The sequence below is a fragment of the Lysobacter yangpyeongensis genome (assembly GCF_042655745.1).
In the GTDB taxonomy this organism is placed as follows: Bacteria; Pseudomonadota; Gammaproteobacteria; order Xanthomonadales; family Xanthomonadaceae; genus Agrilutibacter; species Agrilutibacter yangpyeongensis.
Map to the genome: position 1 here is coordinate 1,331,969 of NZ_JBHSNM010000001.1, position 16,695 is coordinate 1,348,663.

Genomic DNA, 16,695 nt, shown 5'->3' on the forward strand with positions numbered 1-16,695 from the left:
GACGTCATCGCCACCGCCGCGAACACCAGCAGCTACGAAGGCGGCAGCGAATCCGACCGGCTGCGCGATCCGGCGCTCTACTTCAATCGCGAGTTGTCGCAGCTGGATTTCAATTTCCGCGTGCTGGCCCAGGCGCAGGACGCGAACATGCCGCTGCTGGAGCGACTGCGCTACCTGTGCATCTCGTGCACGAACCTGGACGAGTTCTTCGAGATCCGCGCCGGCACGCTGCGCCATGCACAGGATCTGGGTCTGGCACCGGGCCCCGACGGCCTCGCGCCGGCCGCGGTGCTGGCCCGCATCCACGATCGCGCGGCGGATCTGGTGAAGGACCAGTACGAATGCTGGAACAGCGTGCTGCGGCCGGCCCTGTCCGAAGCCGGCGTGCGCGTGCTCCATCGCGACAACTGGACCGATCGCCAGACCGAGTGGCTGCGCACGTATTTCCGCGAGGAAATCATGCCGGTGCTGTCGCCGCTCGGACTGGATCCGGCGCATCCGTTCCCGAAGATCCTCAACAAGTCGCTGAACATCGTCGTCGTGCTCAAGGGTCGCGATGCCTTCGGCCGCGCCGGACACCTGGCGATCGTGCGCGCGCCGCGTTCGCTGCCGCGCATCATCCAGTTGCCGGAAGACGTGTCCGGCGGGCCGACGGACTTCGTGTTCCTGTCGGCCGTGCTGTCGAGTTTCGTCGACGAATTGTTCCCCGGCATGAAGGTCGAGGGCGCCTACCAGTTCCGCGTCACCCGCAATTCCGAACTGGTCGTCGACGAGGAGGAAGTCGACAACATCGCACTGGCGCTGCGCGACGAGCTCGCCGGGCGCGGCTACCTGCGCGCGGTCCGGCTGGAGATCGCCGAGCAGTGCCCCAAGCCCATCGTGCGCACGCTGCTGGAAAACTTCGACTTGCCCGAGACCGCGGTCTACCGCATCAACGGCCCGGTCAACCTCAACCGCGTGATCCAGGTCTACGACCTGGTGCAGCGGCCGGACCTGAAGTTCCCGCCGTTCCAGTCGCGGGTGATGCCGGGGCTCGAGGGAATGTTCGACATCGTCGGCGAACGCGACGTGCTGCTGCACCATCCGTTCGAGTCGTTCGCGCCGGTGCTCGAGCTGATCAAACAGGCGGCGGAGGACCCGAACGTCCTCGCCATCAAGCAGACGCTGTACCGCACCGGCAAGGATTCGCCGATCGTCGACCATCTCGTGCAGGCTGCACGCAATGGCAAGGACGTCACCGTCGTGGTGGAACTGCGCGCGCGCTTCGACGAGGAAGCGAACCTCGGCCTGGCCGACCGTCTGCAGGACGCCGGCGTGCAGGTCGTGTACGGCGTGGTGAACTACAAGACGCACGCGAAGATGCTGCTGATCGTGCGCCGAGAGGGCCGCAGGCTGCGTCGCTACGTGCATCTGGGCACGGGCAATTACCACAGCGGCACGGCACGGGTGTACACGGACTTCGGCCTGATCACCGCCGATCCCGACATCGGCAGCGACGTCCACCAGATCTTCCAGCAGATCTCCGGCCTCGCCCCCGCGATCAAGCTCAAGCGCCTGCTGCAGTCCCCCTTCACGCTGCATGCCGGCGTGCTCCAGCGGATCGATCGCGAAGCGCGGCACGCGCGAGCGGGCAAACCCGCGCGCATCGTCGCCAAGATGAATGCCCTCAACGAACCGCAGGTCATCCGCGCGCTTTACCAGGCTTCGCAGGCCGGCGTGCAGATCGACCTGGTGGTGCGCGGCGCCTGCACGCTGCGGCCGGGCGTGCCCGGCATCTCCGACAACATCCGGGTGCGCTCGATCGTCGGCCGCTTCCTGGAACACCATCGCGTCTACTGGTTCGCCAACGACGGCGCGCCGGACCTGTTCTGCTCCAGCGCGGACTGGCTCGAACGCAATCTGTTGCGCCGGGTCGAGACCGCCTTTCCGGTGATCGACCCGGACCTGTCCAGGCGCGTGTTCGACGAGGCGCTGTCCAACTACCTGGCCGACAACATGAGCGCATGGGAGCTGCGCGCCGACGGCAGCTACGAACGTCGCGAACCGCACGACGGCGAGCCGCCGCATTCGGCGCAGGGCACGTTGCTGGCGAAGATCTGCGCCTGAAGCAGGCATCCGGCGCATGCACGTCCATTACCCAGCCGCCGTGCGCGATTCCGCGCCCATGTGCTGCGAGCCCAAGGGGCGCGCCAGGGACCTGCCGCTCATGAACGTGGGATCATTCGCGCATGAATGACCTCTACCCGAGCACCCGCCTTCCCCTGGAAGACGGCGACATGCTCGCGGCCGTCGACCTGGGCTCCAACAGTTTCCACATGGTGGTGGCGCGCTACCTGTTAGGCCAGTTGCGCATCGTCGACCGCCTGCGCGAAACCGTGCGCCTCGCCGAGGGCCTCGACGGCAAGGGTGGACTCGACCCGGCCGTGCGCCAGCGCGCCATCGACTGCCTGTCCCGCTTCGGCCAGCGCGTGCAGGACCTCGCGCCGCAACGCATCCGCGCCATCGCCACGAACACCGTGCGCAGCCTCGCGCAGCCGCAGTCGTTCCTGGTGCCGGCGGAAGCCGCGCTGGGACATGCGGTCGAAGTCGTTTCCGGTCGAGAGGAAGCACGCCTGGTGTACCTGGGCGTGGCGCATGCGCAACCATCGCGACCGGGCGAACTGCGCCTGGTGATCGACATCGGCGGTGGCTCGACCGAATGCATCATCGGCTCCGGCTTCGAGGCGATCGAACGCGAAAGCCTGCAGCTCGGCTGCGTCGCCAGCACGCGCCGGTTCTTCCCGAGCGGCAAGCTGTCGAAGAAGAAGTGGCGCGACGGCCTGACGGAAGCCAGCGCCGAGTTCCAGCAATTCACCGGCACGTACCGGGCGCTGGGCTGGCACGAGGTCATCGGCTCGTCCGGCACCAACAAGGCGATCGGCGACATCTGCGCCGCGATGAAGCTCACCAAGGGCGCGGTCACGGCCGAAGCCCTGCCGCAGGTGCGCGACCGGATCCTGCAGGCCGACCACATCGACGGCATCGACCTGCCGGGCCTGTCCGCCGAGCGCCGTCCGGTCATTGCCGGCGGCGTGCTCGTGCTGGAAGCCGCGTTCGCCGCCCTCAACCTGCAGCGGATGGCGGTCAGCAAGGCCGCGATGCGCGAAGGCATCCTCTACGACATGATCGGTCGCGGCGGCGAACACGATCCACGCGATGCAGCGGTCGAGGCCCTGATGGTGCGCTACGCGATCGACCAGAAGCAGGCCGCGCGCGTGGAAGGATCGCTCATGCGCCTGTTCGACCAGGTCGAGAAGGCATGGTCGATGGACGCGGACGATCGCCTGATGCTCGCGCGCGCCGCGCGCCTGCACGAACTCGGCCTGGTGATCGCACACAGCCAGTACCACGTGCACGGTTCGTACGTCGTGGAGAATTCGGACATCGCCGGCTTCTCGCAACAGCAGCAGCGCTTCCTCGCCGCGCTGATCCGCACGCACCGCCGCAGCATCCCCAAGTCGGCCTTCGATGCCCTGCCCGATCGCCTGCTCGCCGTGGCCCGCCGTAGTTCCGCGTTGCTGCGCCTGGCCGTGCTGTTGCACCGCTCGCACGAAAACGGCGAAATTCCGCGCCTGGACCTGCAGGCCGACGGCAACCAGCTCACGCTGACGGTCTCCAGGCGCTGGCTGGAAGCGCGCCCGCTGGTCAAGGCGGATCTCTACGGCGAACCGGAAGACATGGCCGGACTGGGCATCCAGCTGCAGATCATCGCGGCCTGAGCGTTCTGGTCACGCGTCACTCGCTGCCGGTTTCCTCCGGACTTTCCACCGCGTATCCCTTCGCCTGCAACGCAGCGAGATAGCCGTCGGCCTTCAATAGCTCCGCCATCGGCAGGACCGAGAAGCTGACGGCGTTGTTGGCGATCGCCGATTCGGCGGCGGTCAGCCACGCCTGGCGCACTTCGGCTTCGGCATTGCCGATGCCCCGCTTCTGCGCGACCGTCGTCTGCATGAGCGCGTCCTGGCAGGCCTGGTACTGATCGCCCAGCGGCAGCGCGCGCAATGCGGCGATATCGCCCACGGCCCACGCGTTCGCCCGCTCGGTCATGCGCGCAATGTCGCTTTCGAGATTGACGAGCATCTTGTCGAAGCACGCCAGATCGCTGACCGGCGCGTTGCGGAATTCCTTCAGCGCGGCTTTCGGATCCTTGATCATCACTTTCACGCTCGGCTCGGTGAGCCTGATGTCGTGGGCGTCGATCGCGCGCTCCACCACCGGCCAGACGATGCCCTTGCTGCGCAAACCGGCATCGTCGATCGCCGCCTGATAAAGCTCGTTCGCCGCGAAGATGGGCCGCATCTTCTCCACGCCTCCGTCGCGACCGATGTAACGCTGCTTGAGCGTCAACCAGCGGGCGTAGGATTCGGCGGGAACGACGTCCTGGAGCTTCTTGTCGTCAGGGTTCTTGCGCACCCCGATCAGCGACGGCATCAGCGCCAGCTTGCCGAAGAAGCCGACGTCGGCATCGACCTGGTAGCTCGGACGGGTGACGACCTCGCTCGTCTGCGACAACACCTGCTCAACGTCGCGCGAAATCCACTCCATGCCCTTGGGCAAAGGCGACACCGTGCCCAGCACGTACATCACATGCCCATTGCGCGACACCTTCCACATGCCCGGACCCGGCAAGGCACCGGACACCACCACCGGTGCCTCGTCGCGGATCGGCGGCGATGACGTCGCGCCCGCTTCCTGCGCCGCAACCGCGACCAAAGCGAGCACGGCCAACAGACTTCCCAGCATCAGCACACGCATCCGTTGCACTCCTTCGCTCATGGGGGAGGAAACACAGACATCCCGATGGCCGCCGAGTTCACCTTGCGCACCGATCCCCGGTGGCACATCACCCACCGCGCCCATGGGGCGCTCCTGCGCACACGGACCTGCAGGAGCGGCCCCATGGCCGCTAATGGCAAAGCGCCGACGGGAGACCAGAAACGACAATGCCCGGCACAGGCCGGGCACTGCGGTACATCGAATTGGTCGGGGTAGCCGGATTCGAACCGACGACCACCAGTCCCCCAGACTGGTGCGCTACCAGGCTGCGCTATACCCCGAGGTCTTGCGCATCCGCACTTTCGCGCGGGGCGGCAAGTATAGCCGCGTCGCGAGCTTCGCCGCCACAGGCATCGTCGCTGGCCGCGCCCCGGCGACATTGCCAACGCGAGGATGCCGAACCGCAGCGCGCCGTGACGCCGGCAACGACGGCTTTTACCGCTTCAGCAACTGCAGGACTTCTTCCAGCTCCATCCGGACCTGCCGGATGATCTGCGAGCTCAACGCGGACTCTTCCTTCGCGTTCTCGCCTTCCAGGCGCAGGCGGGCGCCGCCGATGGTGTAGCCCTGTTCGTACAGCAGGCCGCGGATCTGCCGGACCATCAGCACCTCATGGCGCTGGTAGTAGCGGCGGTTGCCGCGACGCTTGACCGGGCTGAGCATCGGGAATTCGGTTTCCCAGTAGCGCAGCACGTGCGGCTTCACATCGCACAGTTCGCTGACTTCGCCGATGGTGAAGTAGCGCTTGGCCGGAATCGGCGGGAGTTCGCGATTGCTGCCGGGGTCAAGCATTCTCGGCTCCGGTGTAGGCCTCGACGCGTTCCTTCAGCTTCTGGCCGGTGCGGAAGGTCACCACCGTGCGCGCGGAGATCGGGATCTCCTCGCCGGTCTTGGGATTGCGGCCCGGGCGCTGGTTCTTGCGGCGCAGGTCGAAGTTGCCGAAGCCGGACAGCTTGACCTGGCGGCCCTGCTCCAGGGCCTCGCGCAACGCGTCGAAGAACGCGTCGACGAATTCCTTGGCCTCGCGCTTGTTCAGTCCGACTTCGTCGAACAGGCGTTCGGCCATTTCTGCCTTGGTCAGTGCCATCGCTTCTACCCTCGACTCGCTTCAGCCGCGTATCACCGCACCATGTTGCTGCTGCAGCGCGGCGATCACCGCCGCCACCGCCGCATCCACATCGGGCTCGGCGAGCGTGCGGGATTCTTCCTGCAGAATCAAGCCCATAGCCAGACTCTTGAATCCCGTTTCCACGCCCTTGCCGGCGTAGCGGTCGAACAGCACGAGGTCCCGCAGGGACGGGCCCGCGGCCTGTCTCACGGTCGCCGAGACGGCCGCCCAGGTGACGCTTTCGGGCAGGACGAACGCGAGATCCCGGCGGACGGACGGGAAGCGCGAGAGGTGGCCGGCCTTGGGCACGGCACGGGCCAGCAGCCCGCCCAGGTCCAGCTCGAAGGCGATCACGTCGCTGTCCAGATCCAGCGCGCGTTGCAGGCGCGGGTGCAATTGCCCGATCCAGCCGAGCTTCACGCCATCGCGGAAGACATCGGCCGAGCGGCCGGGGTGGGCCCAGGCCGGTTGCGCGGCGCGGAACTCGAGTGCGGCGCCAGCCACGGCCGCCAGACTCTCCAGGTCGCCCTTGAGGTCATGGAATCCGACCGGTTGCGACTTCCCCGACCACTGCTCGCCGTGCACGTTGCCGCAAGCCGCGGCGGCGATGCGCTGGGTCTCCAGCGGCGCGCCGCCTTCGTTGGCGGCGAACACATTGCCCAGCTCGAACAGGCGCACGCGCGACTGCTGCCGCGCGACGTTGCGCGCCAGTGCGGACACCAGGCCCGGCAGCAGCGAAGTGCGCATGACGCCGAGTTCGGCGCTGAGCGGATTCGCCAGCGGCACCGCACCGTCAGTGGCGTGCCACTTCGCCAGCAGGCTCTCGTCGACGAAGGCGTAATTCACCGCTTCCAGGCAATCGCGCGATGCCAGGTGACGGCGCGCGGTGCCTTCGTCGACGCGCGTCTCCGACGGCGCGACCAGGCGCGAGGCACCGGCCGGCAGCGTGGTGGGAATCCGGTCGTAGCCATGGATGCGGGCCACTTCCTCGATCAGGTCTTCCTCGATCGCCAGATCGAAGCGGCGCGTCGGCGCAGTCACTCGCCAGCCGTCGCCGGTGGTCTCGACGCCCAGTCCCAGCGCACGCAGGATGCGCTCGACCTCGGTATCGGCGACGCGGACGCCAAGCACGCGCGCCAGCCGTTCGCGACGCAGCGCGATGACCTGCGGCCGGGGCATGTCCATTTCGCGTACCACGTCGATCAGCGCCCCCGGCGTACCGCCGGCGATGTCCACGATCAGTCGCGTCGCGTATTCGATCGCGATCGGCGGCAGTTCGGGATCGACGCCACGCTCGAAGCGATGGCCGGCGTCGGTGTGCATGCCCAGCCGGCGGCTGCGGCCGATGATGGCCGACGGAATCCAGTGCGCGGCTTCGAGGAAGACGTTGCGGGTCGCATCGGTAACGCGCGTGTCGTAACCGCCCATGATTCCGCCGAGCGCGACTGCGCGCGCGCCGCGGCCGCCCTGACTGTCGGAGACGACGAGGAAGTCGTCGTCCAGCGCGATGGTGCGGCCGTCGAGCAGCTTGAGAGTTTCGCCTGCGCGTCCCGCGCGCACGACAACCGGTCCGTCCAGCGTGTCCTGGTCGAAGGCATGCATGGGCTGGCCAAGTTCCAGCATCACGTACTGCGTCACGTCGACGAGGAAACTGATCGGACGCACGCCGCTGCGGCGCAGACGCTCGGCCATCCATGACGGCGTGGCGATGGCTGGATCGATGCCTGCGATCACGCGACCGGCGAAGCGCGGCACCCGGGCGCCGGCGTCGAGTTCGACAGCCATCGTGGAATCGCTGCGCGCCGGCACGGCGGCGGCATCCAGCGCCTTCACTTCGCTGCCGAGCGCAGCGGCGACATCGAAGGCGATGCCGCGCACGCTGAAGCAGTCGGCGCGGTTGGGCGTGAGCTTCAGTTCAATCGTGGCATCGGGCAGGCCCAGGTAGTCGGCGAGCTTCGCGCCGACCGGCGCATCGCCGGGCAATTCGAGCAGGCCGGAGGCATCGGGATCCACGCCCAATTCCTTTGCCGAGCACAACATGCCCTGCGACTCGACGCCGCGCAGCTTCGCGGCCTTGATCGCGATGCCGCCGGGCAGGTTCGCGCCGACGGTGGCGAGCGGCGCCTTCAGGCCCGCGCGCGCATTCGGCGCGCCGCACACGATCTGCACGATGCCGTTGCCGGTATCGACCTGGCAGACCTGCAGGCGGTCGGCTTCCGGATGCTTTTCCGCGCTGACGATCTGCGCGACCACCACGCCGTCGAGCGACTCGCCCAGCACGGTCATGTCTTCCACTTCCAGCCCGATCGCAGTGAGCGTCGCGGCGAGTTCGTCGCGCGAGGCGTTCGTGGGGACGTGGTGGCGGAGCCAGTTTTCGGAGAATTTCATGGTGAAAATCCGGGAACAGGGAACGGGGAACAGGAAAGCAACGGCAACGGTTCGAAGCGCTTCTGCTTCCCCGTTCCCCGTTCCCCGTTCCCGCCTTTCAGAATCAAGAGAACTGCCTCAAAAACCGCACATCGTTCTCGAAGAAGCTGCGCAGGTCATCGACGCCGTAACGCAGCATCGCGAAGCGCTCCACGCCCAGGCCGAAGGCGTAGCCGGTGTACTTCTCGGGATCGATGCCGACGTTGCGCAGCACGTTCGGATGGACCATGCCGCAGCCGAGCACTTCCAGCCAGCGCGTCGAACCGTCCGGCTGCTGCCAGGCGATGTCGACTTCGGCCGACGGCTCGGTGAAGGGGAAGTAGCTCGGGCGGAAGCGCATCTCGAAGTCGCGCTCGAAGAACGCGCGCACGAATTCGGCCAGCGTGCCCTTGAGGTCGGCGAAGCTCGAATGCTCGTCGACCAGCAGGCCTTCGCACTGGTGGAACATCGGCGTGTGGGTCTGGTCGCTGTCGCTGCGGTACACCTTGCCGAGCGCGATCATGCGCAGCGGCGGCTTGTTGCCCAGCATGTAGCGCACCTGCACGCCGGAGGTGTGCGTGCGCAGCAGGCGGCCGTCGCCGAAATAGAAGGTGTCGTGCATCGCGCGCGCCGGATGGTGCGGCGGGAAGTTCAGCGCCTCGAAGTTGTGCCAGTCGTCCTCGATCTCCGGACCGTTGCTCAACTCGAAGCCGAGGCGGCCGAAGATGTCGGCGATGCGTTCCATCGTGCGGCTGACCGGATGCAGGCCGCCGCGACCGGCATCGATGCCGGGCAGCGTGACATCGATGGATTCGGAGGCCAGACGCGCGTCGAGCGCGGCGTCCTCGAGCACGATCTTGCGCTCGTGCAGCGCGGTGGTCAGCGCGTCGCGCGCCCGGTTGATCGCTTCGCCGGCGCTCTTGCGCTGGTCGGCAGGCAAGGTGCCGAGCTGCTTCAACTGCGCGGTGACGCTGCCGCTCTTGCCGAGCAGGGCGACGCGCAAGGCTTCGATCGCGTCGGGCGTTTCGGCCGACGCGATGTCGCTCAGTGCCTGCTGGGTCAGTGATTCGATTCCACTCATGTCCAGAACCCGGGAATTATCGGATCGGCATCCCGGCGCAAGCCGGGATCCATTTTGTCGTTGCCTGCCCGCGTCGGAGCGCGAGAAGCGAAATGGATTCCAGCCTTCGCTGGAATGACGAGCGAAAAGCAAAGCTCCAAAACGAAACATGGGGAAGGACTCGCGCCCTTCCCCATGCGTGTACTGCGTTGTGCGTGCGGGCAATTCCGCGAGGGATTGCCGCCGATCAACTTACGCTGCGAGTGCGCTCTTCGCCTTCTCTGCCAGCGCCGCAAAACCCTTCGCGTCGTGCACGGCGATGTCCGCCAGCACCTTGCGGTCGAGGGTGATGCCGGCCTTCAGCAGGCCGTTGATAAATCGGCTGTAGCTCATGCCGTTGATGCGGGCCGCCGCGTTGATGCGGGTGATCCACAGCGAACGGAAGTTGCGCTTCTTCTGCTTGCGACCGATGTAGGCGTACTGCAGGGCCTTCGTCACCGCCTGCTTGGCGACGCGGAAGACCTTGCGACGGGCGTTGTAGTAGCCCTTGGCCTGCTTCAGGATTTTCTTGTGGCGGGCTCGTGCCGTCACACCACGCTTAACTCGTGCCATTTTCTAAGCCCTCCTCAGAGATACGGAAGCATGCGGTCCAGGCGGCCCGCGTCCTCGGCACGAACATGGTTCGTCTGCCGCAGGTTGCGCTTCCGCTTGGTCGCCTTCTTGGTGAGGATGTGGCTCTTGTTGGCGTGGCCGCACTTGTACTTGCCGGAAGCCGTCTTCCGGAAGCGCTTGGCCGCCGCCCGATTGGTCTTGATCTTGGGCATTGGGGTGTCCTTGCGAAATCTATGACTGGCCTGGGCGCCTCGACCTGGGTTGAACCCGAGGTTCCGGTCTTTCCGTCCTGCCCTTGCCGGCTTGTAAGTCGTTGATCCCGAAGGGATCCCGACAGGTTCCGTGGTGTTGCGTACTGCGAAACCCGGCGAACCGGGCCGCGCATTATGCCGGGAGATGGTTTTCCTTGCAATTCCGGGGGTTAGGGGCAACCTGGCTCGAGCAGGCGTCCCCTCACCCTGCCCGCTTCGCGACTGGCGCAACGTTGTCCCTCGCTCTGCCCCCGGCCCTTGCGCGTGGCGCAAGAGCGTCCAGTCGGACATGCGCCAGTGGCGCATAAGCGTCCCTCACCCTAAGCGGGGCGCCTCGCCCTTCTCCCCGCCCTGGCGGGGAGAAGGTGCCCGAAGGGCGGATGAGGGGGCTTTTGCTTTACAAAAGCGAAGGGCGCCTTGCGGCGCCCTCCCCCTCACCCTTAACCCTCTCCCCGCAAGCGGGGCGAGGGGAGCGGTTGGCATCGGCCTGCGGCCGATTTCAAAAAGCGAAGGGCGCCTTGCGGCGCCCTCCCCTCACCCTTTGCCCTCTCCCCGCAAGCGGGGCGAGGGGAACGGTTGGCATCGGCCTGCGGCCGATTATTTCTTCTTGGGCGCGATCATCATCACCATCTGCCGCCCTTCCAGGCGCGGGCGCGACTCGATCACGATCTCGTCGCCCAGGTCCGCCTCGATGCGTTCGGCCATCGCGCGACCCAGCTCCTGGTGGCTCATCTCGCGGCCACGGAAGCGGATGTTGATCTTGACCTTGTCGCCTTCCTCGAGGAAGCGGCGGATGTTGCGCATCTTGATCTGATAGTCGCCTTCATCCGTGACCGGCCGGAACTTGAGTTCCTTGATCTCGACCTGCTTCTGCTTCTTCTTGGCCTCGTTCGCCTTCTTCTGCATCTCGAACTTGAACTTGCCGAAATCCATGATCTTGCAGACCGGCGGATCCGCATTGGGCTGGATCTCGACCAGGTCGAGGTCTTCGTCCTCGGCCATGCGCAGGGCTTCGTCGCGCGAAAGCACGCCGATCATCTCGCCGTCGCTGCCGATCACACGGACGCGCGGGACGCGGATTTCGTTGTTCTTTCGATTCGGCTTTTCGGGGGTGCTGATGTTGCAATCTCCAAGGAGAAACTGTGCCGGTCATCCGAGTGTGACCGGGCCTTTCGTTGCATGGACGGCCAGCAGCTGCGAGCCGTCCACATGGCGGGATGCGCTTGCGCTTATCCCGTCCTACGCGCTCTCACTGCGCAAACGCGAGGCGAAATCGGCGACGGACATGGTGCCGAGATCTTCCCCTCCCCGCGTACGCACAGCGACCATGCCGTTTTCCTTTTCGCGGTCTCCGACCACCAGCAGGTACGGCACGCGCTGCAGCGTGTGCTCGCGAATCTTATAGCCGATCTTTTCGTTCCGCAAATCGGATTGGACCCGGAAGCCTTGATTCGTAAGGGTTTTCCGGACCTCCTCCACCCAGTCGGCCTGGGCGTCGGTGATATTGGCCACGACCGCCTGGACCGGGGCCAGCCAGGCCGGGAAATGGCCGGCGTGGTGCTCGATCAGGATGCCGATGAAGCGCTCCATCGAGCCCACGATGGCCCGGTGCAGCATCACCGGGTGCCGCTTCTGGCTGTGTTCGTCCACGTATTCGGCGCCGAGGCGGCCCGGCATCATGAAATCGACCTGCATCGTGCCCAGCTGCCAGGTCCGGCCGATGGCGTCCTTGAGGTGGTATTCGATCTTGGGGCCGTAGAAGGCACCCTCGCCCGGCAGCTCCTCCCATTCCACGCCGGCGGCGCGCAAGGCCGAGCGCAGGGCATTCTCGGCCTTGTCCCAGGTGGCGTCGTCGCCCAGGCGGGGTTCCGGGCGCAGGGCGATCTTCAGCTGCACGTCGCTGAAACCGAAATCCGAGTACACCTTCATCGCCTGCTGGTGGAAGGCCGTCACTTCGGACTCGATCTGGTCCTCGGTGCAGAAGATGTGGCCGTCGTCCTGGGTGAAGCCGCGCACGCGCAGGATGCCGTGCAGCGCGCCCGACGGTTCGTTGCGGTGGCAGGCGCCGAACTCGCCGTAGCGGATCGGCAGGTCGCGGTAGCTGTGCAGGCCCTGCTTGAACACCTGGACGTGGCCCGGGCAGTTCATCGGCTTGACCGCGTAGGTGCGCTTCTCCGACTCGGTGAAGAACATGTTGTTCTGGTAGTTGTCCCAGTGGCCCGAGGCCTTCCACAGCGACACGTCGAGGATCTGCGGGCAGCGCACCTCGCCATAGCCGGTCTCGCGGTAGACGCGGCGCATGTATTGCTCCACGACCTGCCACACCGACCAGCCCTTCGGGTGCCAGAAGATCAGGCCAGGCGCTTCTTCCTGCAGGTGGAAGAGGTCCTGCTGCCTGGCGATCTTGCGGTGGTCGCGCTTCTCGGCCTCTTCCAGCTGGTGCAGATAGGCCTTGAGGTCCTTGTCGTTCAACCAGGCCGTACCGTAGATGCGGCTGAGCATCTGGTTGTTGGAATCGCCACGCCAGTAGGCGCCCGCGACCTTCATCAGCTTGAAGGCGCGCAGCTTGTCCGTGCCCGGCACGTGCGGGCCGCGGCACAGGTCAGTGAATTCGCCCTGCGTGTACAGCGAGAGGTCCTCGTTGGCCGGGATCGACTCGATGATCTCGGCCTTGTAGTTCTCGCCCATGCCCTTGAAGAAGGCGACCGCCTCGTCGCGCGACTTCACGCTGCGCGAGACCGGCAGCGCTTCCTTGACGATCTTCTGCATCTCCGCCTCGATCGCCGGCAGGTCTTCCGGCGTGAAGGGGCGCTCGTAGGCGAAGTCGTAATAGAAGCCGTTGTCGATCACCGGGCCGATCGTGACCTGCGCGCCGGGATACAGGCGCTGCACGGCCTGCGCGAGCAGGTGCGCGGTGGAATGGCGCAGCACTTCGAGGGCGTCGGGGTGCTTGTCGGTGACGATCTCGAGCGAGGCGTCGTGGTCGATGCGGAAGCTGGTGTCGACCAGTTTGCCGTCGACCTTGCCGGCGAGCGCGGCCTTGGCCAGGCCGGCGCCGATGGACGCGGCGACGTCGCCAACGGTCACGGGGTTGTCGAATTCGCGGCGGCTGCCGTCGGGGAGCGTGATGGCGATCATTTGAGAGCGTGGATTCGGGATTGGGGATTCGGGATTCGGAAGGCCGGCGTCGCGGCGCGGCGAACCCCGGAAACGAAAACGGCGCCGCGAGGCGCCGTTGCACGGGACCTCGGAGCGTTTCAGCAATGGGCGGTGGTAGTGCTCATGTCGCACGCTCGGCCGGCGGGTTCCCGCGGGCCACCTGATCCTGTGTCGTGAAGTCGCGGCGGACGCCGCGGCAGGTGGCAATGGTTGGGGACCGCCGCAGCCAAGTCAACTCGGGTTTGCGCGGGTGGCGGCGTCGGTGCACTGGTGCCTGGTGGCTGCGCCTACGTGACTTGAGCCTGGCACTCCGCGCTTCTGCTCCGGTTGCCGGGGCCGCACGGGTCGCCGCGACTCTGCGTTCGGGCCATTCAGGCCGTGGCGCAGCCTTCCTGGCTTTTGCTCGGACCCTCGTCCTTCTTGGGCGACGCCTCGCCTTGTTGCCCGGCACGCCGGGCCTGCTCCACCGCACCCGCCGCTACTTCCCCGGCCGCGGCGGCGCTTCCGGGTACTGCGTCAGGTCGTCGTGGATGTCCCACCACTCTGCCTTCGAGTCCACATAGATATGTGCCTGCGGGCCGTGCCCCAGCGGCGTATCGAGGGTGCCCAGGCGCACGCGCACCTGGGGGACGCCGGCGCGCTGGCTGATGATCGGCGAGCCGCAGTTGCCGCAGAACGAGCGGTGCAGGCCGCTCTCGGCGATGAAGGTCTTGAGGGCCTCGCGGCCCGCGGTGATGACGAAGTCGTCCGCGGCCACGAGGGCGTTCGATGCGAACGCGGTGCCGCTCGCCTTGCGGCAGCGGGTGCAGTGGCAATAGAAGCCGGGGCCGATGTCGCCGCGGATCTCGTAACGCACGCTGCCGCAGAGGCAGCTTCCGGTGTGCATGTTGCGCTCCTTGGATGTGGGGTCGTGACCCGGCAAAGCTAAGCAAGAAACGAAGGCAAAAGCGCCCCTCATCTGCCCTTCGGACATCTTCTCCCCGCGAGGCGGGGAGAAGAGAAGTCACCTTGCCCGCGCGCTATGCGGGGGAAGGCCAGACCCGAACCTCGAGCCTAATTCCCCGCCAGCTTCTTCCGCTCCGGCATCCGCTCCGGCCACCCGCCCGCCAATGCCTTGTACAGTGCCACCGCGCTGTTGACGCTGCGCGTGCGGCCGTCGGCGAAGGCGTCCTGGGCCTGCAGCTGCGTGCGCTCGGCATCCAGCACTTCGAACAGGTCCGCCGCGCCCGCTTCGAACCGCACGCGCGCCAGTTGCGCCGCCTTCGCGCTGTCCAGCGCCGCCTGTTCCAGGTGCTGGTCCTCGACACGCGCACGTGCATGCCGCACCAGCGCGTTCTCGGTGTCCTCCAGCGCCAGCAGCACGGTCTTCTCGTACTGCGCCAGCTCGCCTTCCGCATCCGCGTCGGCGGCCTTGATGCGCGCGCGCACGCGGCCGATGTCCAGGAAGGACCAGTCGATGCCCAGGGCGACCAGCCGCGTCTCGCTGTCGCGTTCGAACAGCGCGCTGCTGTCGACCGCCTGCGAGCCGATCAGGCCGCCCAGGGTGAAGCGCGGGAACAAATCCGCCGTCGCCACGCCGATGCGCGCGGTCGATGCGTGCAGTCGCTGCTCCGCGGCCGCGACGTCGGGGCGGTTGCGCAGCAGGTCGCCCGGCGTCGCGGGATCGATGCGCGCCGGCAGCGATGGCAACGCCTGCTGCGGCGAGAGTTCGGCGATCAGCGCGTCGGGCGTGCGGCCGGTGAGCACCGCAATGCGATGCATGGTCACCGCCACCTGCGCTTCCAGCGCCGGCACGCGCGAGCGCGTGGCTTCCAGCTGCGCCCGCGCGCGCGACGTGTCGAACTCGGTGCCGCGGCCCGCGTTGAAGCGTGCCTCGACCAGCTTCAGCGTCTGCGCCTGGTTGTCGGCGTTCTCGCGCGCCACGCGCAGCCGCTCCTGCAGTCCGCGCAGGTCCACATAGCTGCGCGCGACCTCGCCCACGATCGCGACCTGCATCGCCTGCAGGTCCGCGGCCGAGGCCTGCGCGCCGGCGCGTTGCGCTTCCACACCGCGACGCACGCGGCCCCACAGGTCGAGTTCCCACGACACCTGCGCTTGCGCGCTGTAGCTCTCCGCATCGCGGTCGGCGCGCGACACGCCCGGCGCCTGGTCGGCGCTGGCCCGGCCGTCGGAAGCTTCGCCGTGTGCGGTAATCGTCGGGAAGTAGTCGAACTTCGCCCCGCGCAACAAGGCATTCGCGCGATCGTAGTTGGCGAGCGCGATGCGCAGGTCGTGGTTGGCCGACAGCGCGTCCTCGACCAGCCGCGTCAGCAGCGGGTCGTTGAAGCCGCGCCAGAATTCGCTGTCCGTGACGAGCGATGCGTTCGCGTCCGGCGCCCCGGTCGAAGCAGCCTGCGTCTCCACCGACGCATCGGTGGAAGCCTGCGCGAAGTGCTCCGGCACCGGCATGTCCGGACGCACGTAGTCCGGCCCGACCGCGCACGCCGCCAGCAGCGCCGCAGCGATGCCGAGCGTGAGCGTCCGGATGTTGAAGGTGTTGATCACCATGGCAGCGTGTCCTCGAAGTAGACGAAGCCACCGCTCTGCCCCGCCTCGTCGAGCAGGGCCATGCGCACGCTGGTCTTCGCGCCGTCGGCGACTTCGATTTCACCGTGCGCATTCATGTCGGTCTTCACCGAACCGGGATGCACCGCGTTGACCTTGATCTTCGTGTCGCGCAGTTCGTGCGCCAGTTGCACCGTCCACGCGTTCACCGCGCTCTTGGACACGTTGTAGGCCGGCACCTTGAAGTCGAAGATTGGCGAAGCCGGATCGGCATTCGCCGCGACCGAGCCCAGGATGCTCGACACGTTGACGATGCGCGCGGCCGGCGCCAGCTTCAGCAGCGGCAGGAAAGCCTGCGTGGTGGCGACGACGCCGAAGACGTTGGTGTCGAAGGTCTCGCGCCAGGTCTCCAGCGACTGCTCCGACGGCTTGCGCTGCATGTCATCGCGGAACACGCCGGCATTGTTGACGAGGATGTCGAGCCTGCCGTGCTTGCGCGCGACTTCTTCCGCCGCAGCGGCGATGGTGTCGGGCTTGGTCACGTCGAGGGCGATCGCCTCGACCGACAGGCCTTCCGACTGCAGCTTCAGCGAAGCTTCCACCGCCTTGCTGCGGTCGCGCCCGGCGAGCAGCACATGGACGCCGCTGTTCGCGAGCTGACGCACGGTCTCGAAACCGATGCCGCGCGTGGCACCGGTGACGAGGGCGATCTTGTTGTTGTTCGAAGCGGACATGGGGGA

14 protein-coding genes and 1 tRNA gene are annotated in these 16,695 nt (G+C 66.9%); 2 read left to right on the plus strand and 13 right to left on the minus strand.

Annotated elements, in window-relative coordinates:
• The first annotated feature begins 6 nt into the window (after positions 1–6).
• Entirely contained in the window at positions 7–2,106 is a 2,100-nt protein-coding gene (gene ppk1 / locus ACFPN1_RS05735; protein WP_386754054.1) for a polyphosphate kinase 1, read from the plus strand.
• Between the two features lie 122 nt (positions 2,107–2,228).
• A complete protein-coding gene (gene ppx / locus ACFPN1_RS05740) occupies positions 2,229–3,758 on the plus strand; it encodes an exopolyphosphatase (RefSeq protein ID WP_386753706.1) in 1,530 nt (509 codons plus the stop codon).
• Between the two features lie 16 nt (positions 3,759–3,774).
• Here the strand turns inward: ppx and ACFPN1_RS05745 are convergent, their stop codons facing one another.
• From ACFPN1_RS05745 to ACFPN1_RS05805, 13 genes are all read right to left on the minus strand, one after another.
• Complete coding sequence (locus tag ACFPN1_RS05745) at positions 3,775–4,983, minus strand: TraB/GumN family protein (RefSeq protein WP_386753708.1); 1,209 nt, start codon at positions 4,981–4,983, stop codon at positions 3,775–3,777.
• Between the two features lie 36 nt (positions 4,984–5,019).
• Positions 5,020–5,096: transfer RNA gene (locus ACFPN1_RS05750), tRNA-Pro, on the minus strand.
• A 154-nt stretch (positions 5,097–5,250) separates the two neighbouring features.
• Entirely contained in the window at positions 5,251–5,607 is a 357-nt protein-coding gene (locus ACFPN1_RS05755; RefSeq protein WP_386753710.1) for a MerR family transcriptional regulator, read from the minus strand.
• On the minus strand, positions 5,600–5,902 hold the full coding sequence (locus tag ACFPN1_RS05760; RefSeq protein WP_386753711.1) for an integration host factor subunit alpha: 303 nt from the start codon (positions 5,900–5,902) through the stop codon (positions 5,600–5,602). Before ACFPN1_RS05760 ends, ACFPN1_RS05755 begins: the two co-directional genes overlap by 8 nt.
• Before the next feature lie 21 nt (positions 5,903–5,923).
• Positions 5,924–8,311: a phenylalanine--tRNA ligase subunit beta gene (pheT, locus tag ACFPN1_RS05765; RefSeq protein ID WP_386753713.1), complete on the minus strand. Its 2,388-nt coding sequence runs from the start codon at positions 8,309–8,311 to the stop codon at positions 5,924–5,926.
• Between the two features lie 103 nt (positions 8,312–8,414).
• Positions 8,415–9,410 (minus strand): phenylalanine--tRNA ligase subunit alpha, encoded by a 996-nt coding sequence (gene pheS, locus ACFPN1_RS05770; protein ID WP_386753715.1) that lies wholly within the window; start codon positions 9,408–9,410, stop codon positions 8,415–8,417.
• 231 nt (positions 9,411–9,641) lie between these two features.
• Positions 9,642–10,001, minus strand: coding sequence for a 50S ribosomal protein L20 (gene rplT, locus ACFPN1_RS05775; protein WP_207525558.1), 360 nt, complete (start codon positions 9,999–10,001; stop codon positions 9,642–9,644).
• A 14-nt stretch (positions 10,002–10,015) separates the two neighbouring features.
• On the minus strand, positions 10,016–10,213 hold the full coding sequence (rpmI, locus tag ACFPN1_RS05780) for a 50S ribosomal protein L35 (RefSeq protein ID WP_027083463.1): 198 nt from the start codon (positions 10,211–10,213) through the stop codon (positions 10,016–10,018).
• A gap of 636 nt (positions 10,214–10,849) precedes the next feature.
• Positions 10,850–11,371, minus strand: a complete 522-nt coding sequence (gene infC / locus ACFPN1_RS05785) for a translation initiation factor IF-3 (RefSeq protein WP_386754055.1) — start codon at positions 11,369–11,371, stop codon at positions 10,850–10,852.
• A gap of 120 nt (positions 11,372–11,491) precedes the next feature.
• Positions 11,492–13,390 carry a threonine--tRNA ligase gene (gene thrS / locus ACFPN1_RS05790; RefSeq protein ID WP_386753717.1) on the minus strand — a complete coding sequence of 633 codons (1,899 nt, stop codon included), beginning with the start codon at positions 13,388–13,390 and terminating at the stop codon, positions 11,492–11,494.
• Positions 13,391–13,889: 499 nt separating this feature from the next.
• The gene (locus ACFPN1_RS05795) at positions 13,890–14,297 is read right to left on the minus strand and encodes a GFA family protein (protein ID WP_386753719.1); all 408 of its coding nucleotides are present in this window, start codon (positions 14,295–14,297) and stop codon (positions 13,890–13,892) included.
• Between the two features lie 167 nt (positions 14,298–14,464).
• Positions 14,465–15,958, minus strand: coding sequence for an efflux transporter outer membrane subunit (locus tag ACFPN1_RS05800; RefSeq protein WP_386753721.1), 1,494 nt, complete (start codon positions 15,956–15,958; stop codon positions 14,465–14,467).
• Positions 15,952–16,689 carry an SDR family oxidoreductase gene (locus tag ACFPN1_RS05805; RefSeq protein WP_386753723.1) on the minus strand — a complete coding sequence of 246 codons (738 nt, stop codon included), beginning with the start codon at positions 16,687–16,689 and terminating at the stop codon, positions 15,952–15,954. The genes ACFPN1_RS05800 and ACFPN1_RS05805 overlap by 7 nt, the downstream gene beginning before the upstream one ends.
• Positions 16,690–16,695: the final 6 nt, after the last annotated feature.